This window comes from Candidatus Binataceae bacterium, assembly GCA_035294265.1.
Taxonomy (GTDB): domain Bacteria; phylum Desulfobacterota; class Binatia; order Binatales; family Binataceae; genus DATGLK01.
In genome coordinates this window covers 62,988-81,932 of the sequence record DATGLK010000104.1, presented here as the reverse complement: position 1 = coordinate 81,932, position 18,945 = coordinate 62,988, and the positions used below count along the sequence as shown (strand labels likewise).

General features: G+C 64.4%; 17 protein-coding genes. 6 read left to right on the top strand and 11 right to left on the bottom strand.

The window, feature by feature from the left end; translation table 11 throughout:
- Window positions 1–8: 8 nt before the first annotated feature.
- From VKV28_16845 to VKV28_16835, 3 genes are all read right to left on the bottom strand, one after another.
- Entirely contained in the window at window positions 9–1,208 is a 1,200-nt protein-coding gene (locus VKV28_16845; protein HLH78470.1) for a GNAT family N-acetyltransferase, read from the bottom strand.
- Between the two features lie 117 nt (window positions 1,209–1,325).
- On the bottom strand, window positions 1,326–1,799 hold the full coding sequence (locus tag VKV28_16840; GenBank protein ID HLH78469.1) for an Rrf2 family transcriptional regulator: 474 nt from the start codon (window positions 1,797–1,799) through the stop codon (window positions 1,326–1,328).
- Window positions 1,796–2,458, bottom strand: coding sequence for a riboflavin synthase (locus VKV28_16835; protein HLH78468.1), 663 nt, complete (start codon window positions 2,456–2,458; stop codon window positions 1,796–1,798). Before VKV28_16835 ends, VKV28_16840 begins: the two co-directional genes overlap by 4 nt.
- 493 nt (window positions 2,459–2,951) lie before the next feature.
- Here VKV28_16835 and VKV28_16830 point away from each other — a divergent pair, with 493 nt between their 5' ends.
- From VKV28_16830 to arsB, 5 genes are all read left to right on the top strand, one after another.
- Window positions 2,952–3,629 carry an HAD family hydrolase gene (locus VKV28_16830; GenBank protein ID HLH78467.1) on the top strand — a complete coding sequence of 226 codons (678 nt, stop codon included), beginning with the start codon at window positions 2,952–2,954 and terminating at the stop codon, window positions 3,627–3,629.
- A gap of 112 nt (window positions 3,630–3,741) precedes the next feature.
- Complete coding sequence (locus VKV28_16825) at window positions 3,742–4,101, top strand: metalloregulator ArsR/SmtB family transcription factor (GenBank protein ID HLH78466.1); 360 nt, start codon at window positions 3,742–3,744, stop codon at window positions 4,099–4,101.
- The gene (locus tag VKV28_16820) at window positions 4,098–4,574 is read left to right on the top strand and encodes an ArsI/CadI family heavy metal resistance metalloenzyme (GenBank protein HLH78465.1); all 477 of its coding nucleotides are present in this window, start codon (window positions 4,098–4,100) and stop codon (window positions 4,572–4,574) included. The genes VKV28_16825 and VKV28_16820 overlap by 4 nt, the downstream gene beginning before the upstream one ends.
- Window positions 4,571–5,011: an arsenate reductase ArsC gene (locus VKV28_16815; GenBank protein ID HLH78464.1), complete on the top strand. Its 441-nt coding sequence runs from the start codon at window positions 4,571–4,573 to the stop codon at window positions 5,009–5,011. The genes VKV28_16820 and VKV28_16815 overlap by 4 nt, the downstream gene beginning before the upstream one ends.
- Window positions 5,012–5,058: 47 nt before the next feature.
- Window positions 5,059–6,222: an ACR3 family arsenite efflux transporter gene (gene arsB / locus VKV28_16810; protein HLH78463.1), complete on the top strand. Its 1,164-nt coding sequence runs from the start codon at window positions 5,059–5,061 to the stop codon at window positions 6,220–6,222.
- 29 nt (window positions 6,223–6,251) lie between these two features.
- Here arsB and VKV28_16805 read toward each other — a convergent pair whose 3' ends face one another.
- From VKV28_16805 to VKV28_16780, 6 genes are all read right to left on the bottom strand, one after another.
- Window positions 6,252–7,463, bottom strand: coding sequence for an anhydro-N-acetylmuramic acid kinase (locus VKV28_16805; GenBank protein HLH78462.1), 1,212 nt, complete (start codon window positions 7,461–7,463; stop codon window positions 6,252–6,254).
- Complete coding sequence (locus VKV28_16800) at window positions 7,453–8,673, bottom strand: ABC transporter substrate-binding protein (protein HLH78461.1); 1,221 nt, start codon at window positions 8,671–8,673, stop codon at window positions 7,453–7,455. Before VKV28_16800 ends, VKV28_16805 begins: the two co-directional genes overlap by 11 nt.
- 27 nt (window positions 8,674–8,700) lie before the next feature.
- The gene (locus VKV28_16795; protein ID HLH78460.1) at window positions 8,701–9,537 is read right to left on the bottom strand and encodes a MaoC/PaaZ C-terminal domain-containing protein; all 837 of its coding nucleotides are present in this window, start codon (window positions 9,535–9,537) and stop codon (window positions 8,701–8,703) included.
- 30 nt (window positions 9,538–9,567) lie between these two features.
- Window positions 9,568–10,527, bottom strand: coding sequence for a fumarylacetoacetate hydrolase family protein (locus VKV28_16790; GenBank protein ID HLH78459.1), 960 nt, complete (start codon window positions 10,525–10,527; stop codon window positions 9,568–9,570).
- A gap of 132 nt (window positions 10,528–10,659) precedes the next feature.
- The gene (nagA, locus tag VKV28_16785) at window positions 10,660–11,739 is read right to left on the bottom strand and encodes an N-acetylglucosamine-6-phosphate deacetylase (protein HLH78458.1); all 1,080 of its coding nucleotides are present in this window, start codon (window positions 11,737–11,739) and stop codon (window positions 10,660–10,662) included.
- A gap of 6 nt (window positions 11,740–11,745) precedes the next feature.
- Window positions 11,746–11,997 carry a hypothetical protein gene (locus VKV28_16780; protein HLH78457.1) on the bottom strand — a complete coding sequence of 84 codons (252 nt, stop codon included), beginning with the start codon at window positions 11,995–11,997 and terminating at the stop codon, window positions 11,746–11,748.
- A 145-nt stretch (window positions 11,998–12,142) separates the two neighbouring features.
- Between VKV28_16780 and VKV28_16775 the strand changes: the two genes are divergently transcribed.
- On the top strand, window positions 12,143–13,066 hold the full coding sequence (locus VKV28_16775) for a hypothetical protein (GenBank protein HLH78456.1): 924 nt from the start codon (window positions 12,143–12,145) through the stop codon (window positions 13,064–13,066).
- Between the two features lie 5 nt (window positions 13,067–13,071).
- On the opposite strand, the gene VKV28_16770 is transcribed toward VKV28_16775, so the two are convergent.
- Together VKV28_16770 and VKV28_16765 are read right to left on the bottom strand one after the other, a co-directional pair.
- Window positions 13,072–14,061 (bottom strand): ABC transporter substrate-binding protein, encoded by a 990-nt coding sequence (locus VKV28_16770; protein HLH78455.1) that lies wholly within the window; start codon window positions 14,059–14,061, stop codon window positions 13,072–13,074.
- Between the two features lie 121 nt (window positions 14,062–14,182).
- Window positions 14,183–18,916 (bottom strand): NAD-glutamate dehydrogenase domain-containing protein, encoded by a 4,734-nt coding sequence (locus tag VKV28_16765; protein ID HLH78454.1) that lies wholly within the window; start codon window positions 18,914–18,916, stop codon window positions 14,183–14,185.
- Window positions 18,917–18,945 lie beyond the last annotated feature (29 nt).

The window sequence follows — 18,945 nt, the reverse complement described above, 5'->3', positions numbered from 1 at the left end:
GAGCGTGGTCAGCGAGCGGATGGCGGACCGGCAAGCTCGAAGCGGAAGATCGACAGGCGCGCCAGACGAGGCCGGCTGTAGTCACGCCATTTACCTGCCGGCACGTGAGTGGGCGTGACCTTGCGAAAGCGCAGGCGCTTGAAGAAGCGAGCGGCATGCTCCTCGCTGGTGCAAGCGAAGACATAGCGCAGCTTGCGTGCCCGCGCTTCCTTCAAGACTTCGCGGACCAATTCGGCCCCCACTCCCTCGCCCTGATAGCGGGTCAGGGTATAGAGCGCGGTAATCTCGCCCGCGCGCTCGCGATGGTAAGGTTCGGTCAGCAGCGAGCAGATCCCCGCCAAATTTTCGTCGCCCACCCGGTAGCCGAAGCAGGAGGGCAGGATGCGGGCGATTTGCTCGGCGCTGCGCGCCAGCAGCGCGCCTTCGCTCTGGCCGCGTTGGATGAGCGCCTCGGCCTCCTCGAAATCGTCGATCGAAAGCGGTTTGACCGAGCCATAGGCGGCCTGGGTCAGCAAGGTCCCGGTGCCCGAATAGCTGAACAGCTCGTCGTACACGGCACGCGGCGCGGTCAGGCCGATCGAGCCGACGCCGTCCTCCAGCGCGCGTTTGGCCGCGCGCAAGATGGTGCGGCGAATTTTCAGTCGCTGTTGGCGGATCAGCGTGTTGATGCGCCGGGCCTGGACGAAGGACACCCGATGGCCGCTTTTGTCGGTCAGGCCGCCGATCGGATCGAGCAGCAGCAGCTTGAAGACCCGCAACCGGCTGGCCAGTTCCTGGGCGAATACCGTTAGATCTTCGGGGTCGGCGCTGCGCGCGGCGCCCACCACGGCCCCGCCGGCGCGCAGACTCTGCCAGATTTGCGCCACGGTAGAGTCGGGAGGATAGGGACGCGAGCGCAAGCCGTGGGCGGGATCGAACACCGGGGGTGCATAGCGCGAGGCCAATTGACCCATCCGCCGGCGCAGCCGCGGCAGCATCGCCTCGCTGGCGATCACGATACAGCGGGTCTGGTTGCGTACCAGCACGCGTAGCGCGCTGATCAGCGAATCCAGATCGCGCAAGCGAGCCGGATCGGGCTGAATCAGCGCAAAAAGCAAGCTTTTGCCGTAAAACTCTTCGAGATAAAAGGCCTTTTCGTTAAGTGGCGCGGCTGCGGCCACGATCGTCTCGGTGCCCGTTATCTCAGTGCCGGGTTTGCTTTCGCTCAAGCTCGTGCCCGCTGGTTCGAGTTGCAAGCTGCCCGTGCGCCGTTTATCACGGGGTGCTCGATCGGGCAGCATCATGCCTGCGCTGCAGAGCCAAGGCGAGTGGATCGGATGACGCGCTTAGGCCTTGAAGTTGGCCGAGGAAGAGGACAGCGGCGCTACCTGGTTCATCAGGGCCGGCGGCAGCTTGGTGGTGGCAATCTGCTGAAGGTTGGTTTGCGCGAACACTTCCAGCAGCGCGTGTTGGCCCTGTTCCCAGACCCGGAACATGCGGCAGGCGGGCTGCAGGCTGCAGGTCGCGGTGTCCTCCAGGCAGACGTTGAGATTGATCGGCCCTTCCACCGCCTCGATGATGTCCTTGAAGGAGATGGTCTCGGCCGGACGGCCCAATTGATAACCGCCGCCGGGGCCGCGCTGGGAGCGGACCAGGCGGTTGCGCATCAGGTCCCGGATAACCTTTTCGAGAAAATACTTGGGGATATGCTCCTGCCGCGCAATCTCGTTGCCGTTGGCCACCCCCGTGCCTACGTCGGCCAGATGGATCATCGCGCGAAGCGCGTATTCAATTTTGCGCGGAATTTGCATCACGCTCATGGCTGAACTCCGGCGCTGGCCGTGGGCCAAGCCTGCGCGATGGACGGTTTGCGCGCGGCGGAACGCCGCGGCGCTGGGGCCACCAAGCGTTCAAGATACTTGGCGATTAGGTCGCTTTCCACATTGACCCGCGTGCCGACGCGTTTTTGCCCCAGCGTAGTCACTGCCAGGGTATGGGGAATTAAGGCGCAACTGAAACATTGCCCGCGCAGGGCGAAGACGGTCAGACTGACGCCGTCCAACGCGACCGAGCCTTTTTCGACCAGGTAGCGCGCCTGTGCCGGCGCAACCTCAAAGGTGAACAAACGCGAGGCGCCCTCGGGCACGATCGAAACCACGCGCCCCAGCCCGTCGACGTGGCCGCTGACCAGATGGCCATTAAGCAGGCTGGCCATGGTCAAACTGCGCTCCAGATTGACTCGCTCGCCAACCCTCAACGTTCCTAAAGTGGTACGACGCAAACTCTCGGCCGAGATATCCATGGCAATCGTCGCCACGTCCTTGGCCACAACGGTCAGACAGACGCCGTTAACTGCGATCGAATCACCGATACGCACCCGCGCCAGCGGCAGCCGGCTGCGGATGGTCACCCGCAATCCCTGGTCCAGCGGCCTCAGAGCCTTAACCACGCCTAAATCTTCGACGATACCGCTGAACACGAATCTTCCTGCGCGCCGTCCTTGGCCTCTGTAAGCCTGCGACCGCGCCTTGCCATTATAATCCCTGAGATAATAGCGCTTTAAGCGCCCGTCTCGCAAATCGCTAACCAGACGCGCTGGACCGGACACACGGCGCGCAGCTCAATCCATGACTGCCAAGCTCACCCTGGATAAACTGGGCCGGATTTTGCTGCCGAAGCCGGTGCGGGGCAAGCTGCAGCTTGCGGCCGGCGACCAATTGGAGCTCGAGAGTCTGGGCGATCAGATTACCCTGCGCCCCTTGCGTGGTTCTGCGGAGCTCAGGAAAAAACGCGGGTTGTGGGTCTTCCATTGCGGCGAACCCCGTCTCGGCTGCCGTTGTTCAGGAGACCATCGATCAGGTCCGAAGCGAGCGCGATCAAAGTAATCTAGGCAAAAACCGTCGACCGTCTCCAGTGTGACATCACGGCCGCCCGATGGTGTTCATGCCGGCGCTGGATTAAATTATGAAGGCGTGGAGAGCAACACCAAGGCGCTTCTGTTCGATTTCGGCAATACCTTGGCTTTTGTCGATTACCACGCCCTTGCGCAGGCCCTGGCCGACGAATGCCCCGGGGTGAGCGCGTTGGCCCTGGAGCGGGCCGAGTACGTCGGCCGACGGGCTCTTGATGAAGTCCTGCTGGCGGATAACACGCTCAGTCTGGAGCAAGCCTACCTGCTTTATTTCCACCGCTGGATGGAAGCCGCCGGGGTGGCGTCCAGTCGCCTCCAATGGTGCCAAGAGCGTTTCACCCAGTTGAACCAGGTCGAGACGATGTGGCGCGTGGTTCGGCCGGGAACCCGCGAGGCGCTGGCCGACTTTCGCCGCCAGGGCTTCAAGCTGGGGGTGATTTCCAACGCCGGCGGCACCATCGCGCGCGACGCTGAGCGCTACGGTCTGGCCGAGTTCTTCGACGTCATCATCGACTCTCACGTGGTGGGAGTCTCCAAACCCGATCCTCGGATCTTCCACCTTGCGCTAGACCATCTCGGCGTGCGTGCGAATGAGGCGCTATTTGCCGGCGACATGTATTCGATCGACGTGCTGGGTGCCCGTGCCGCCGGAATCGACGGCGTGCTGATTGACGCTCTCGGCCATTATTTGTGGATCGAGCATACCCGGATTCGCGGCGTCCACGAATTGCAACCCTGAATCAGGCGGCGAGTTGCAGCTTCGCGGGCACCCTGGCCGGCGCCCTTGACAAGCTGCGCCCCCATAGTTTCATAATTTTGGAACGATGAAGACGTCGGCCGCAGTCCAAACGTTGGCCGCTCTGGCCCAGAAAACCCGGCTCGAGGTCTTTCGCCTGCTCGTCCAGCGTGGTCCCGAAGGGCTGGCGGCCGGCGAGATTGGCGAACGCCTGGGGTTGCCGTCGCCGACCTTGTCGTTTCATTTGAACCAGCTGCGCTTCGCCGGGCTGGTTGGTTCGCGGCGCCAGAGCCGCTCGATCATCTACCACGCGAATTACAAGACGATGGGCGATTTGCTGGCGTACCTGACCCAGAACTGCTGCGGCGGACGTCCCGAACTCTGCGCCCCGCTCGCGGACACGCTTGAGCCGGTAGCCGGATGCAAGCCGGCGCAAGCCATCAAACCAAGGAGCCAACGGAGGGTATCGCGATGAAGCGCTTCCACGTGCACGTTCAGGTGGGCGATCTCGAAGCGTCGGTCCGATTCTATTCCGCCCTGTTTGGCCGGCCGCCGGCGGTCCTCAAGCCCGACTACGCGAAATGGATGCTCGAGGACCCGGGTCTCAATTTCGCGATAACCTCGGGAGCGGCGACTCCAAGCATTGATCACCTGGGATTCCAGGTCTCCTCCGATGACGAGTTGGAAGTCATCGCGCGCCGCCTTGACGCCGCCGGACAGGCGGTCGTCAAGCAGGAGAACGCGGCTTGCTGCTACGCGCGCGGCGATAAGGGATGGGTGAGCGATCCCAGTGGCCTTTCGTGGGAGACCTTTTATACTTTCGGCGAACACCCGGTGTACGGCAACGATCTTGCCCCGCGCGCGCAAGCCTCTGCCTGTGCGGCGTCGGAATCGTGCTGCGCCCCGGTGAAATCGTCAAGCGGCGGTTGCGGGCCGGTCGCGCGATGAAGGGGCTCTTGTTCCTGTGCGTGCAGAATTCCTCGCGCAGCCAGATGGCCGAAGGGCTCGCGCGGGCGATACTGGGCACCGCCGTGCGCGTGCAAAGCGCCGGTTCGCGGCCCGCGGGAGTGAATCCGCTCGCGGTTGCCGCGATGGCGGAGATCGGGATCGACATTTCCGCTCAGCGCTCGAAGCCGCTGGAAAGTATTGACGCCAAAACCGTCGATACCGTGATCACGCTGTGCGCCGAGGAAGTATGCCCGGTTTTTTCGAGCGGCGTGCGCCGACTGCATTGGCCGATCGCGGACCCCGCTGCGGCGGACGTATCGCTGAGCCAAGCGCGCCGGCTTGCGAACTTCCGCGCGGCGCGCGATCAGATCAAAGCGCGGATCGAAGCCCTGGCCGCCGATTTTCGCGATCCTCCAACTCCCGAAACGAGCCGGTGATGCCGATCTTAATGTTGGGGTGAGACTCAAGAATTGGGAGCAGGCGAATGAAGAGTAAGTCACCAACTACGGCCGGCTCCGTCGGGACTCTCGCGCAACCATCGAAGGCGCATCGGCTTTCCTTTCTCGACCGCTTTCTCACCCTGTGGATTTTTCTGGCGATGGGGTGCGGCGTCGCGCTGGGCTATTTCGTCCCGGACACCAAGGCGGTAATCGACCGGCTCGGTATCGGGACCACCTCGATTCCGATCGCGGCCGGGCTGATCCTGATGATGTATCCGCCGCTTGCCAAGGTGAACTACGACGAATTGGGCCAGGTCTTCCGCGACTGGAAAATCCTGGGGCTGTCGCTGGTACAGAACTGGATCGTCGGTCCGCTGTTGATGTTCGCGCTCGCGGTGCTCTTTTTGCGCGGCCATCCCGCATACATGGTCGGCTTGATCATGATCGGCCTGGCCCGTTGTATCGCGATGGTAATCGTCTGGAACGACCTGGCGGCCGGCGATGCCGAGTATTGCGCCGGCCTGGTGGCCTTCAATTCGATCTTCCAGGTGCTCTTTTATTCCGTGTACGCACTGATTTTTGTGACCTTGATTCCCCGTTGGCTGGGTCTGCAAGGCGGGATCGTGCACGTCACGATCGGTGAGATCGCCCAGAGCGTCGCAATCTACCTGGGCGTGCCGTTTGTCGGCGGACTGCTCACCTGGGTTGTGCTCACGCGGGCCCGGGGCAAGCGGTGGTACCGCGAGCATTTCCTTCCGAAGATCAGCCCACTTACCCTGCTCGCGTTGCTGTTCACGATCGTAGTGATGTTCTCCCTCAAGGGTGGCGCGATCGTGCAGCTTCCGCTGGATGTGTTACGGGTGGCGATCCCGCTGCTGTGCTACTTCGTCATCATGTTCGGCGTGTCCTTTGTGATGAGCTACGAAATCGGCGCCACTTACGCGCAATCGGCCACGCTTTCGTTCACCGCGGCGTCGAACAACTTCGAGTTGGCGATCGCGGTCGCGATCGCGACGTTTGGCCTCAACAGCGGCGAGGCCTTTGCCGCGGTGATCGGACCTCTGGTCGAGGTCCCGGTGTTGATCACGCTGGTGAACGTGGCGCTGTGGGCCCGCGGCAGATATTTTCCCCAGGCGGCGGCCAGTATCGCGACAGTTGAATGCAGCGCTGCCGGCGCCACGCCGCGACTCAGGGACCAGGGGACTTAGCGGCTTGGTCTGTGCCGACCTGCCCGTGGTCAGGCGGGTGACGGCCGCCACTCGGACGGTGGTGGGGTCAGCTTGCCCAACAATGCGGGTACGCGCGCGCCGGTAACGGAAGGAAAGTTTCCGGGCTGTCCGCTGAGCAACGCATATCCCAGTAAGGCGAAGGCGATTGCCTCCAGCGCCTCGCTGTCCACTCCCAGCGCCTCGGCCCGCATCACCGGGATGCCGGGCAATTGCTCCTCCAGCATTGCCACCAAAGTGGGATTGCGGGCGCCACCGCCGGTTACGATCACCTGGTCCACCGGTCCCAGGGGCATCACGAAGTGGCGGCAGGCCTGCGCGATCGAATGGGCGGTCAGCGCGGTGGCGGTGGCGATGGTATCCGCCGCGCTCAGCCGCAGCGCGCGGGCGCGGCGCAGGACGCGGTCGACGAACGGGGCGCCGAATTCCTCGCGTCCGGTGGATTTGGGTGGACGGCGGGCGAAAAAGCGATGGCGCAGCAATTCCTTGAGCAGCCGGGCATGGATGTGGCCTCGCGCCGCCATCCGTCCGTCCCGATCCATCTGCGCCCGCCCGCCACTGAGACGCACCATCAGGCCGTCGATCAGCATGTTGGCGGGCCCGGTATCGAAGGCAACCAGGCGCGGATCGCCAGGCTGCGCGCCCGGCGGCAGGTAGGTGGCATTGCCGATCCCGCCTAGATTTTCCACGACCCGGCCCAGCTTGGGATCGCCGAAGAGCAGACGATGGGCCAGCGGTGCCAGCGGCGCTCCTTCGCCGCCCAGGGCGATGTCCATCGGGCGGAAGTCGTCCACCACCGGGCGGCCGGTCAAGGCCGCGATCACCGCCGATTCCCCCATCTGCAGGGTCGAGGGGATTTGGCCGCGGCGCGTCCGGCGGGGCGGCAAATGGAAGAAGGTATGGCCGTGCGAGCCGATGAAGGCGACGCGCTCAAGCGGCATCCCAGCCTCGCGTGCCAACGCTACCGCGGCCTGGGCCAACGCTCGCCCCAGGCTGAAGTTGAGCGCCGACAACTCGCCGGCGCCAATAGCCGCTCCGCTCGAGGCGGCCAGCAGGCGGCGGCGCAGCCGCGGCTCGAAGCCATAGCTCTTGAAGGCGATCAAAGTGACCGGCGGCCGGCGCTCGAGGTCGATCTCGACCAGGGCGGCGTTGATGCCGTCGTGGGAGGTTCCCGACATCAGCCCGATTGCGATTTGCGGTCCCGGCGTCAGCTCAAGCATCATTATTATCGTCGTTCTCGGGTGGACGACGGGCACGCAGGTGCAAACTGCCCAGCGAGGCCAGGATCAGGCGCCATCCCGACGGGAATTCCAGGCTGCCGGTGTCGGCGTGGGCGTCGGGATGGATGATCACCTTGACCCCGTCGTGCCATTGCACCAGCAGGACCTGATGGCCGATCTGGCGTCCGGAGTTGGGATCGATCGCGAACTCGCCCAGCAGGGTACGGATGCGCAGATTGGCGAACGCCTCACGCATTCGATCCGGCTCCAGGCTGCCGCAGGCTTGGAGGGCAGCCAGAGCCAAGCAGCCGGCGGCGTAGGCTTGGGCTGCGGGATAATCGGGCTCTCCCGCCCCGGCCGCTCTCATTTCCCGCGCGAAAGCGCGCGGAGTGGACCCTAGTTGAGGTTCGATCTCCAGGCTCTCCTCCCATGGGCTGGGGCCGACGATACCTTCGGCGCGCGACCCCAGTTGAGTGTAAAACTCGGCTACGCCGGCCGCCACGCAGGCCAGCACAGGAATATTCAGACGGGCGCGAATCACGGCGTCGACCAGGGCGAGATCCTGGGCAAAATCGCCCGCGCTGACCAGGACGTTGATCCGCGCCCGCCGCAGATGGAGCAGCCAATCGATCAGGGCCTGGTCGCGCGGTGTGCGTACCTCCTGGTGGATTCGCAAGCGCACGCCGCGGCGCGCGTTGGCCCGCTCCTCGCAGGCCTGGGCCAGACCCGCGACCACGGCACGGCAAAAGGGCGTCGGCGCGGCGATCGCGGCGATGCGCTTGCGCCACAGCTTGAGTTGGCTGACCAGCCGGGCCAGGCCGACGAAATAGGTGCTGGCCGGGCTCGCCACGCCCACCAGCCGGCGGGCGTGGCGAGTGTACAAACTGTCGTCGGCGCCGCCATGATTGATCATCACCAAGCCTGCGGCTTCGCTAATCGGCAAAGCGACGCGGGTAAGATTGCTCGAATAGGGGCCGAGGATGACGTCGGCGCGGTTTTCAAAGCACAACGAGCGGTACTGCGCCGCGCATCGGCGCGCGTCGCTGCCATCGTCCAGGCAGCGCAGCGCGACTTGATAACGGTGGCCGCCCAGTTCCAGGCCCGGCTGATTTTGGGCCACGCAAAGCTGCAGCGCGTGCAACGCCTGGCGTCCCATCGCGGCGTACCGGCCGCTCAACGACAGGGTCAGGCCCAGAGTCAGCGTACGCTCCATTAAGTCGGTTCGCTTCCGCGCAAGGACTCAGTCAATCTGCGCGTATCCGGCGCGAATCACCGCTTGGCCGGCCGGGTTGTAGGCCTCGAAGTCGTATTGTGCGCCCTTGCCGCGCCAGATCCGGATTGTAATCGTTTGCCCGGGAATTACCGGACGGCTGAAACGCACCCGCAGGCGGCGCAGGCGGGCGGGATCGCCTTCGCACAGGCGATCGACCACCGCGCGCGAGCACAAGGCCATCGTGCACAAGCCGTGCAGAATCACGCCGGGCAGCCCGGCCATCCGCGCCACGGCTTCTTCAAGATGGATCGGGTTGAAGTCGCCCGAGGCTTCGGCGTAGCGGCGCGGCAGATCGAGCGCGACCGGATAGTTTTCCTCCACCAGCGGCGGCTCCGAATGGTCCACGCTATCGCTGGGGCGCGCCAGCGCCGCGCGTGCCCCGCGGGGGCCGCGAATGAAAACCGTGAAGCGGGTGTTTTGCACCAGCGCGCCGCTGGAATCGCGGGCCGGTAGTTCCACCGTCATCCGCTCGCCGCTGGGCGCCGGTTCGATGGTCTCGATCGTGGCCTGGCTGTAGATCAGCGCGCCCGGCCGCAGCGGAGCGAAAAACTCCACCTCATGCTCGCTGTGCACCAGCCGCAGCATATCGACCTGCAGGCTGGGATCGCCCATCACCTCGACCACCGAGGGCCAGATCACGGTGGCCCCAAAGATCGGTGGCGCAATCACCTGCGCCTCGGCGGCGGCCAGATAGCGCGGATTGAGATCGTCGCAGGCCCGCGCATAGCGCTCGATTGCTTCGCGGGTGACGCGGGTTTCGCGCACCGGGTACTGTTTGCCAAGGCAGGCGGGGTTGAGCGGCATAGCGATGCTCGTCGTGTTCGGTGATGGATTTCAGCGCGCCCGCGCCACCACCCGGTTACGCTGCATCCCCAGCCCCTCGATCTCGGCCTCCACCACGTCCCCGACCTTCAGGAAATGGCCGCTCTGCATGCCGATCCCGTTGGGCGTGCCGGTGGAAATCAGATCGCCTGGCTCCAGGGTGAACTGCGCCGCGACATGGGCGATCAGCTCTTGCGTAGTGAAAATCATTTCGCCACTGTTCGCGTCCTGGCGGGTTTCGCCGTTGACCTTGAGCGTCAAATGCAGGTTGTGACAATCGCCGACGAAGGCGCGCGGCACCAGCCACGGGCCCAGCGGGGCGAAGCTTTCGTGGCATTTGCTGCCGAACCAGTCCGGGCCCGGAATCGAAACCTTCTCGCCCGGTTTGCGGAAATCGCGCACGGTGACGTCGTTGGCCACCAGGTAGCCGGCCACGTTGTCCAAGGCGCGCTCGGGCGCGATGTCGCGAGTGCGCGTGCCCATGACCACGGCCAACTCGACCTCCCAATCGACCTGCTCGCAAGCGGCCGGTTTGACGATGTCGTCGTAGGGGCCGGTGATGCAATTGGAAGTCTTCTGGAACATCAAGGGACGGGAACCGCTGGCCAACTCCGCGCGGCTGGCGCGGCCGGGGCGCGGGTAATTAACCGCGGCATAGATCATGGTCGGCGGTTGCAGCGGGGCATGGAAATGGAGCCGCTCGGCGGTGCTGACCGCCTCCCGCCAGCGCTCATCTTCCAGCCCCTGGGAGAGCAGAAAGCTGACCAATTCCTGCAGCAGGTCGAAATTTGCTTCCCAATCCGCCAGCAGCTCGAGCATCCCGGCTACTTGCAGGCGCCGGCGCGCGCGGCCCGCGGCGCTGAAATGGACCAGCGCCGGATTAAGCGCGATCACGCTTTGGCCCAGGCCCAAGGCGACAAAGGGGGGGCTGCCCGCACTGGAAACGGTAGCCAACTTGAATTGCTCGCTCATCGCATCAACTCTCCCTTTGGCATGAAACTAGGCCGCGCAAATAGCTCGCGCAGCTTGTGCGCTTCGGTGATGTCTTGGCTGGCCCGGCTTTGGAAGAACGCAAAGCGCTCCACTTTTAGGATAGGCGCCACACTAGCTTAATTCCTCGCCGCCCAGGAAGACCGCCTTGAGTCGCAGTTGCCGGTCGAGGACCAGGAGATCGGCGCGCGTCCCCGGCGCGATCCGCCCGCGTTCCTCCAGCGCCAGCACACGGGCCGGGTTGGTCGCCGCCATCAGCGCGGCCTCGCCCACTCCGGCTCCCACCTTCTCGACCATGAAGCGCAGCCCGTCGAGCATCGTGATCAGGCTGCCGGCCAGCCGCGCTCCGATGCGATGGGCGCCGATGGCGGGCGGCGGCGCTGGTTCCAGCGATGCTGGCGCCACGCTGTCGCTGGTGAGCAGCAGACCGCCGGCGCCGCGCGCGCGATAGAGCAGGCGCACGATTTCAGGATGAAGATGGACCCCGTCGGCGATCAGCCCGGCAAACGCGCTACCGGGCGCCAGCGCGGCACCGACGATCCCGGGCTCGCGCTGATGCAGCGGACGCATCGCATTGAAGACATGGGTAAACATGCCGGCGCCGGCCGCCAGCGCGGCGCGGGTTTGCTCCAGGGTGGCATCGGAATGGCCCAGCGAGACCGCCACGCCGCGCCGGCGCAGCGCTTGGATCGCCGCTGGCGCGCCGGGCAATTCCGGCGCCATCGTAATGAGCCGTAAGCGCTCGAGCGCCGCGATTCGCTCCAGCGCCGGCCCGCGTGGTTCAAGCGCATGCTGGGGATGGACGCCGAGCCGGACCGGTGAGATGAAGGGCCCCTCCAGATGCAGACCCAGCAATTCGGCGCCCGGCGGCCGCTGGGATTGAATCGCTTCGGCCACCACGCGCTCGACTTGCGCCAACTCCTCCAGCGGCGCGGTAATCGCGGTCGGCAGAAAAGCGGTGGTTCCCGCCAACGCCAAGCGGCGCGCCAACTCGCCCAATGCCGAGGGGGTCGCGCGGGGCACGTCGATCCCGCCGCCGCCGTTGACTTGCAAATCGATCAGGCCGGGCAGGATATAGTCGCCGCCGGGCGCGCCCGAACTCAGGTCAACCTCGGTAATCGTTGAGCTGAAGACCAGCCTGCCCGGCGCCAGCGCGCCGTCGGGCAAGGCAACGAGACCAACTAGTGCGCGCACTGCCGCTTAGTTGGCGCCAAACCGCTCGGCCAAAAGTCGTGAGAAGCGAGGCAAATAGACCAGATCGAAGACCTGCTCCTTGCCCGGAAACATCGCCACCGCCGCGGCCTTGAGCGCTTCGACGTGCTCCCAGGCTTGCTCCAGGGTAAGGGAGGCGTCCTGCGCGATCAGGGCGGTGGTGAGGTCGGCCAGGATTCGCAGCCGGCGGATCAGGCGCGTCTCGTCAGCTATCATCCGGGTACGTTCATCAACTGACATAAGCCTTCTCCGGGCGGGCCCGCGGAGAGCCCGATCGTTGCCCGCATTATAGCATCGTGCGCCCAGAAGTGGCGCAGGGTTGGGTCAAAGGCGCGTCCCGCCAGCTTGTCTTGCTGCGAGCACAGTGCCAACCTTGGCGCTAATCGTGGCAGAGGCGCGACTCAGAAGCAGTTTCATTTATCTCGCCAACGCGGTGCGTGAGATGACCGCCTATTGGCGGCTTATCGCGCTGGGCTTGGCGCCGATCGCGTTGTTGGCCTCGCTCTGCCTGCTACCCGACGCGCTCAACTTGCAGCATTCCCTGGTGCGCGCCTTCGAGCCCGGCACCCGTTCGGTAAGCTATTTCGCGGTTCAGATGCCTTATCCGGCACGCAGCTCAGCGGCGCTTGCGCCGCTGTTTCCGTTGTGGATGACGCGCAGCCTTCATCTGCTGTTCTTAATCCTGACCGCAGGTGCCAACCTGGTTGCATTGTGCATCATCCGCGCGCTCAACGATGGGACCGGTAAGCAGGAGATATGGCCGGCGACCCGCGCCGTGTACCGCGAGGCGCTGCGTCTGGTGCCAGCATTTTACTGGGTTGCGCTGCTGCAAATCGTCGCGATGGCGGTGGGTGCGGTGATGCTGATCGTGCCTGCGGTGCTGGCCTTTATCTGGCTGTATTTTGCCCAGTATTCACTGGTGATCGACGGTTACCGCAGTTGGCCCGCGCTCTTGCATAGTCGCGAGTTGATGCGCGGGCGGTTTTTCGCAGTCGCGGTTCGCATCGTGGTCTTTCTGGCGGTTTGGTCGGGATACAATTCCTGGGCGGGTGCTGCTTTCGTGGGTATCAGCCTGCTGATCGGGCTGCTCGGCGCGTTGACCGGCTCGTTGTGGTCGGTGATCTGGTTGGCCGACCTGCTTTCGGTCAGCGTGGCTTTTTTGACCAGTTACTTTTTCCTGGCCGCCGGCTATCGGCTCTACCAGGATCTGAAGGCTACCGCCACGATTGCCATCCCGGTGCAAATCAATGGCGCCCAGCCTTCCACCGGCCCTTTGCGCCGCGCTTCTACCCCCGCCTTGGCCGGCTGACCGGCTTACTGATCCATCGCGCTGGCGGCGAAGACTTCCTCCAGCCGCATCAAGCGCGGCGTCAGCCCTTGCTCGTGGGAATATTGCGCCGCAGTCTCCAAGGTCTTGCGATTGGCGCGGATGCCGTGCTGGACCAGCGGAGTTTGCAACGCGGCGCGGCTTTCAGGCGTAAGCAGCCCGCAGGCCAGGTGGTACTCGACGTGCTCGAGCCGCTCGCGGTTGGCGATCGCGTTGGCCTGCTCGAAGGCTTTAAGCAAATTGAGGATCGCCCAGGGATATTTTTGCGCCAACTCGCGCTTAATCACCATCCCATGATTGATCGGCAGGATTCCGGTCTTGCGAAAATAGCGCGTTCCCTCGGCTATCGGATCGAACAGCGGGTGGATTTCCGGATGGCCTCGCAAGTCGGCGCGGGCGCGATCGACCAGGTTGTTGTCGACGATATAGCGCAGGGTGGCGTCCAGCTTGCCCGCCAGCAACATGGTGCCGATGTCTTCGTCGGCCGGGATTTGATGCACCACCACCCCTGGCGGTGGGGTAAAGCCGGTGGCGCCGCCGTGGCTGTGCTCGGGCGTGCGCTCCATCCAAAACTGCATCTCGCGCGGCTCGACTCCAAACTCGTGTTGCAATACCCCGCGCGTCCACAGCGCCGCCGTCATCTGATACTCCGGTACCCCCACCCGCTTGCCCTTGAGGTCCTGTGGCCGCTCGATGCCGGCATCGCGGCGCACCAGAATGCGGGTGTGAAAGAATTCGCGAGTGGTGAAGATTGGTAACCCGACCCAGCGCTCATCGCCACGGGCGATGGTCATCATCAGGGAAGAGAAGGACATCTCAGAGACGTCGAAATCGCCAAAGCGCAACTGGCGCCAAAACAGCTCGGAGGGATGGACCACGCTGGGGATTAAATCGATGCCGTCGGGCTGCACCCGGCCGTCGAGAATCGGCCAAGTTCGCGGATTGGAAGCCATCCCGATACTAAGCTGGATTTTCATCAGGTTCCTTTTCGCCGGCGTGGCGCTCCGCTCGGCCTGACGCCTCTATTATCTGCCGCGAGCATAGATCGGCCAGGCGGGTTGGTCAAAGCAGGTTCCAAGGAAAGCGCCAGATGCGCCATCAGGCTTGCGGCGCGACTGCGCTGGCCAGACGCGAGATGAGCCGCACCGCTACCCCCAAGGGAGCCAAGCCGAGGTTGGCCGTCGCTTTGAGCTCGGCCAAAGTGTGCTGGACCTGCTCCATCCGTTTGCGATCTCGGCCAGCCAGCCAGCGGCCAAGTTGCTCGGAGGATTCCACCAGCAGCGGTGGCTCAGCCAGCAGTTGCTGGGTTAGCCGCAAGCGTCCCCATTGCAACTCCAGGGCAAGATCTTGCGCCGCGCGCCGTTCCCATCGATCGTGAGGGCCGATAGCGGCTAGCGCCTCTTCGATGAGCGCGAAGTCGATCACCCCAGCCAGAGCGAAAAAGGCCTGCGCGGCGCGGCTCGCGGGAGTCGCGGTCTGCACGCTCAGCCCGATGATCTGGAGCAGGTGATCGGCGAAGTTTAGGCGGGCCAGAGGATGAGCGTCGCTCTCAGCCAGCCCGGCTGCGCGCAGATCGCGATAGTAGCGCTCGAAACGGGCGCGCTCGCCTCCGGTTAGCGCGCTTTCGAATTGCATGCCGACCTCGTTCCAGGCAGGCGCCAGTTGCGCCACGCGCTGTGCGATTGGCTGCTCGGAAGCGGCCGCGCCCAGCAGGGCGCGAGTGGCGCGGTCGGCGGCCTGTTCCAGCGAGAGCAAGGCCGCCACCTCGGCGCCGGGAATAAGCTGATTCATGCGCTGCTTGACGCGGTTGAGATGGGCGCGCAAGTCGAGCACGTCGCTGGCTATCAGCCAAGCCCTGATCGCGTCTTGCGCGCTGGTGTCGAAATCGCGCATCAGGCTGAATATGAAGATTGCGCCCATCAGATCGACCAGCTCATTGACCAGGGTGGTGGCGATAAGCTCGCGCCGCAGTTGATGTCGACCCACCTCGGCGCCGTAGTCGCGTACGATCGAGCCAGGAAAGTAGGGGACCAGGAAACGCGTGTTGAAATACGGGTCGTCGATGAACGCGGCCTGATGCAGCCGCTGGGCCAAGTCGATCTTGGTGTAAGCCACCAGCACGGCCAATTCCGGGCGGGTCAGGCCGACGAAGCGAGTTTGCCGTTCGTGCAGCGCTTCGTGGCTGGGAAGCGCCTCTTCGCGCCGGCGCAACAGGCCGCGGTGCTCGATCTCGTTGAGATGCTCGCGAAAGACGCTGGGCTGGCGGGCGCTGCGGACTTGTTCCAAGCTGAGCAAGAGAACTTGGTCGCGATTGTTGGCCAACACTTGCTCGCACACCTCGGCGGTGGCCGCGGTCAGGGCCTGGTTACGCTGGGCGAGATCCAGTGAACCCCGGAGCAGGGCGGGCGCGAACAGGATCTTCAGATTGACTTCGTGATCGGACAGATCGACGCCGGCCGAATTGTCGATCGCGTCGGTATTGATACGGCCGCCTGCCAGTGCGTATTCGACCCGAGCGCGTTGGGTAAAGCCGAGATTACCCCCCTCCACCACGATTTTGGTGCGTAGCTGATTGGCTGCTATCCGGCAGCCATCGTTGGCGTGATCGCCCACCTCGGCGTCGCTCTCATCGCTGGCGCGCAGGTAGGTCCCGATGCCGCCGTTGTAGAGCAGATCGACCGGCGCCCGCAAAATCGCCTTGATCAAGCTGTCGCTGTCCAGCTCGGACTCTTCGATACCCAACGCGGCGCGTACCTGGGGACTGAGCGCGATGACTTTTTGGCCGCGGCGAACGATCGCTCCACCCGGGCTGAGAAGAGCGGGGTTGTAGTCCGACCATTGCGAATGAGGCAGGGCGAACAGCCGCTGGCGCTCGGCAAAGCTGAGCCTGGGGTCGGGATCGGGGTCGAGGAAGATGTGACGATGGTTAAAGGCGGCCAGCAACTTCAGATTGGCCGATTGCAACATGCCATTGCCGAACACGTCGCCGGCCATGTCGCCGATTCCCACTACCGTGACCGGCGCGCCGCCGTCGGGGTCGCGGCCCAATTCGCGAAGATGGCGTTTGGCGGATTCCCAAGCCCCGCGCGCCGTGATGCCCAGTTTCTTGTGGTCGTAACCTTGGCTGCCGCCCGAGGCAAAAGCGTCGCCCAGCCAGAAGCCGCGTGCGATCGCCAGTTCGTTGGCGATGTCCGAAAACTCCGCTGTTCCCTTGTCAGCGGCTACCACCAGGTAGGGATCGTCGCCATCCAGAATGGCGCCGTCCGGGGGATGAATCACCCGGCCCTTGACCACATTGTCGGTCAGGTCGAGCATGCCGTTGATCAAGGTCTTGTATGCCGCGACCACCTGCTCGGGGCCCACGTTTCCCGCATGCTTGAGTACGAAGCCGCCCTTGGCGCCCACCGGCACGATAATCGCGTTTTTGACGGTCTGGGTCTTCATCAACTCCAGGATTTCGGTGCGAAAATCCTCCAGCCGGTCGCTGGCCCGAATTCCCCCGCGCGCCACCATGCCGGCGCGCAGATGACAGCCCTGCATGAGCGGACTGTCAACGTGGATCTCATAGAGCGGCGCGACATCGGGTAGATCGGGAAGGCGGTTGCTAGCAAGCTTGATTGCCAGGTATGGGACGGTGTCGGCGGCGGGGGTGACGAAATAATTGCTGCGCACGGTGGCTTCGACCAGGGCTAGCACGCGGCGCGCGCTGCGATCGTCGCTCAGGTTGTCGATCGCGCCCAAGCTGGAAAGATAATCCGCCTTGCACGCCTCGATTTGCGCGGCCGGCGTAGCGGCCCCGGGGCGTAGACGCAGGCTGAAGAACTCGATGAGACGCTTGGCTAGCGCCGGATGGGATAAAAAAATCCGCCGCAGCGCGGCCAGCGCGGGCGCCAGTTTCATTTGAAATGCCGCCGCCAGATACAGCCGTAACAACGCCACCTCGCGCCATTGCAGGCCGCCGCTCACGACCAGGGCATTGAGCGGGTCGTCCTCCAGCCAGCCGGCGCGCACCGCGCTCAGCGCGGCGCTCAATTCAGATGCGCGCTCGAGCCCAGCGGCGCTATCGTGTGCGCCAGTCTGCACCACGAATTGCAGCACGAACGCGCGCTCGCTCTGGGTGCCGGCGCGGGGAGCAAGCTGGTAGGCGGCTTCGGACAGGACGCGCAAGCCAAAATTTTGCAGCATCGGCATCAGGTCCGAGAGTGCGGGCTCTTCACCCAACTGGTAAAGACGCAGTTCCAGGGCCCCCGCTTGCTCAGTTGCGGATATCTCCACCGGTGGCTTGCCACCGGCCAGCAAAATCTCCAGTCGCTCGATATCGGTCAGGGCGCGGGCAGGGTCAGCGGCAGCCTGATAGGCCGGGGGAAAGGCGTGGTCGTAGCGAGCGGCTAGAAGGGCGGCGCGCGGGTCACCCCAGCGTTCGATCAATCCCTCTCGCAAGCGATCGCTCCAGGTTCGCGTTAGCCGACCGACGTCGTTTCGAATCTCGGACAAGACCGCAGCCGGCGGTGGTGGCGCGGCGAAGCAAAAGTGGAGCTGCGCCTCATAGCCCTCCTGTAGTTGAAGGTGGTAATAAATCAATTCCCCGCCCAAGCGCCGGCGCAGCGTTTCTTGAATTTCCACCCGCACCTGGGCGGAGAAACGCTCACGTGGCATCAGGACCATCACAATAACCATGCGGCGCGGCGCATCGGGCGCGATCGTAACCCGCACCGCGTCTTCCCCCGCGCCCTGACGCAAGGCGGTCAACTGCATACCCAACTCGTCCACCGAGGCGCGGAACAGCTCGGCCTTGGGCAAGCCGTTGAAAGCGGCGATCAGCTCCTTGTAATCGTGGGAGCCCGGCTGCAATTGCTCGCGTTGCAGCAACTGGCGCAGTTTGTCGCGCAGCAGGGGCACTTGGGCGGCCTCCTCGCTTGCCGCCTTGGTGGTGAACAGCCCCAGGAAGTGCTCGAAGCCGCTGACCGCGCCGTTGACGCCCCGGCGAATGAGAATTTCGTCCATCAGATCGGTGCGGTGCACGAACGCAGGTTGGCGGCTTTTGCCCACAATCACCCGAGGGCCAGTGAACAGCCACTCCCGCTCGTAATGCTCCAAGCCGCCCAACTCACGCACTGGAGCGCGCAAGATGCCCAGGGAGGCGTCGCGCTGTTCGTTTAATTGATGGTCGCGGTCCAGCTCGTAGTGACGGTAGCCCAGGAAAATCCAGCCCCCGCCTGCCATCCAACGCAAAAAATCGCGCACCTCGATCAATTCGCGGGCGCGCGCCAATTCCTCGCACAGTTGCAAGCAGCGCGCGCTCATCGGCGCGAAATCGGCAGTTGCAGCGGCCACCTCGCGCAGGCGCGGCGCCAGTGCGGCGAGTAGGCGGTTGGCCGCGACCTGATCCAACTTCTCTTCCAGCACGGCCGCGACATATGCCTCCCGGCTTTCGCGCACGCTGGCCAGTTCGAAACTTGCCAGCTTGCCCTCGCCGTCGCGGGCCACGCCGAAGACTGGATGGAGGAGCGCAAGTGGGGTGAGTGAAACCTCATGAAGATAGTTGCGAATGCTATCGACGATAAAGGCGCCGTCGCGCATCGCTACCTGCACCACGCTATGGAGTTGCCCGCCCAGCCTCTGCTCGCGCAGCGCCAGAGTGGGGTTATCGGTGCGACTCGCGAAGAAATCCAGCCCTGCTCGCGCCAGCTCCAGGGCTTCTTCGTCAAGCAGGCGGCGTGCTAACTCCGGTGGCATTCGCACGAACAGGCGTGCCGCGAATAGCTTGAGCACCCGCGCCTCGTCCCCCTGTACTTGTGCCTCGATCAAAGTCTCGATGGTTTCACTGCTCACTGGCGCTTTCCCCTGACCCCGCCTGCATG

What these genes read in the sequence shown, in the direction of transcription:
- VKV28_16840 (HLH78469.1), bottom strand. Translation starts at nt 1,799, where the DNA reads ATGAGCGTGATGCAAATTCCGCGCAAAATTGAATACGCGCTTCGCGCG.
- VKV28_16820 (HLH78465.1), top strand. Translation starts at nt 4,098, where the DNA reads ATGAAGCGCTTCCACGTGCACGTTCAGGTGGGCGATCTCGAAGCGTCG.
- VKV28_16815 (HLH78464.1), top strand. Translation starts at nt 4,571, where the DNA reads ATGAAGGGGCTCTTGTTCCTGTGCGTGCAGAATTCCTCGCGCAGCCAG.
- arsB (HLH78463.1), top strand. Translation starts at nt 5,059, where the DNA reads ATGAAGAGTAAGTCACCAACTACGGCCGGCTCCGTCGGGACTCTCGCG.
- VKV28_16805 (HLH78462.1), bottom strand. Translation starts at nt 7,463, where the DNA reads ATGATGCTTGAGCTGACGCCGGGACCGCAAATCGCAATCGGGCTGATG.
- VKV28_16800 (HLH78461.1), bottom strand. Translation starts at nt 8,673, where the DNA reads ATGGAGCGTACGCTGACTCTGGGCCTGACCCTGTCGTTGAGCGGCCGG.
- VKV28_16795 (HLH78460.1), bottom strand. Translation starts at nt 9,537, where the DNA reads ATGCCGCTCAACCCCGCCTGCCTTGGCAAACAGTACCCGGTGCGCGAA.
- VKV28_16790 (HLH78459.1), bottom strand. Translation starts at nt 10,527, where the DNA reads ATGAGCGAGCAATTCAAGTTGGCTACCGTTTCCAGTGCGGGCAGCCCC.
- VKV28_16780 (HLH78457.1), bottom strand. Translation starts at nt 11,997, where the DNA reads ATGTCAGTTGATGAACGTACCCGGATGATAGCTGACGAGACGCGCCTG.
- VKV28_16770 (HLH78455.1), bottom strand. Translation starts at nt 14,061, where the DNA reads ATGAAAATCCAGCTTAGTATCGGGATGGCTTCCAATCCGCGAACTTGG.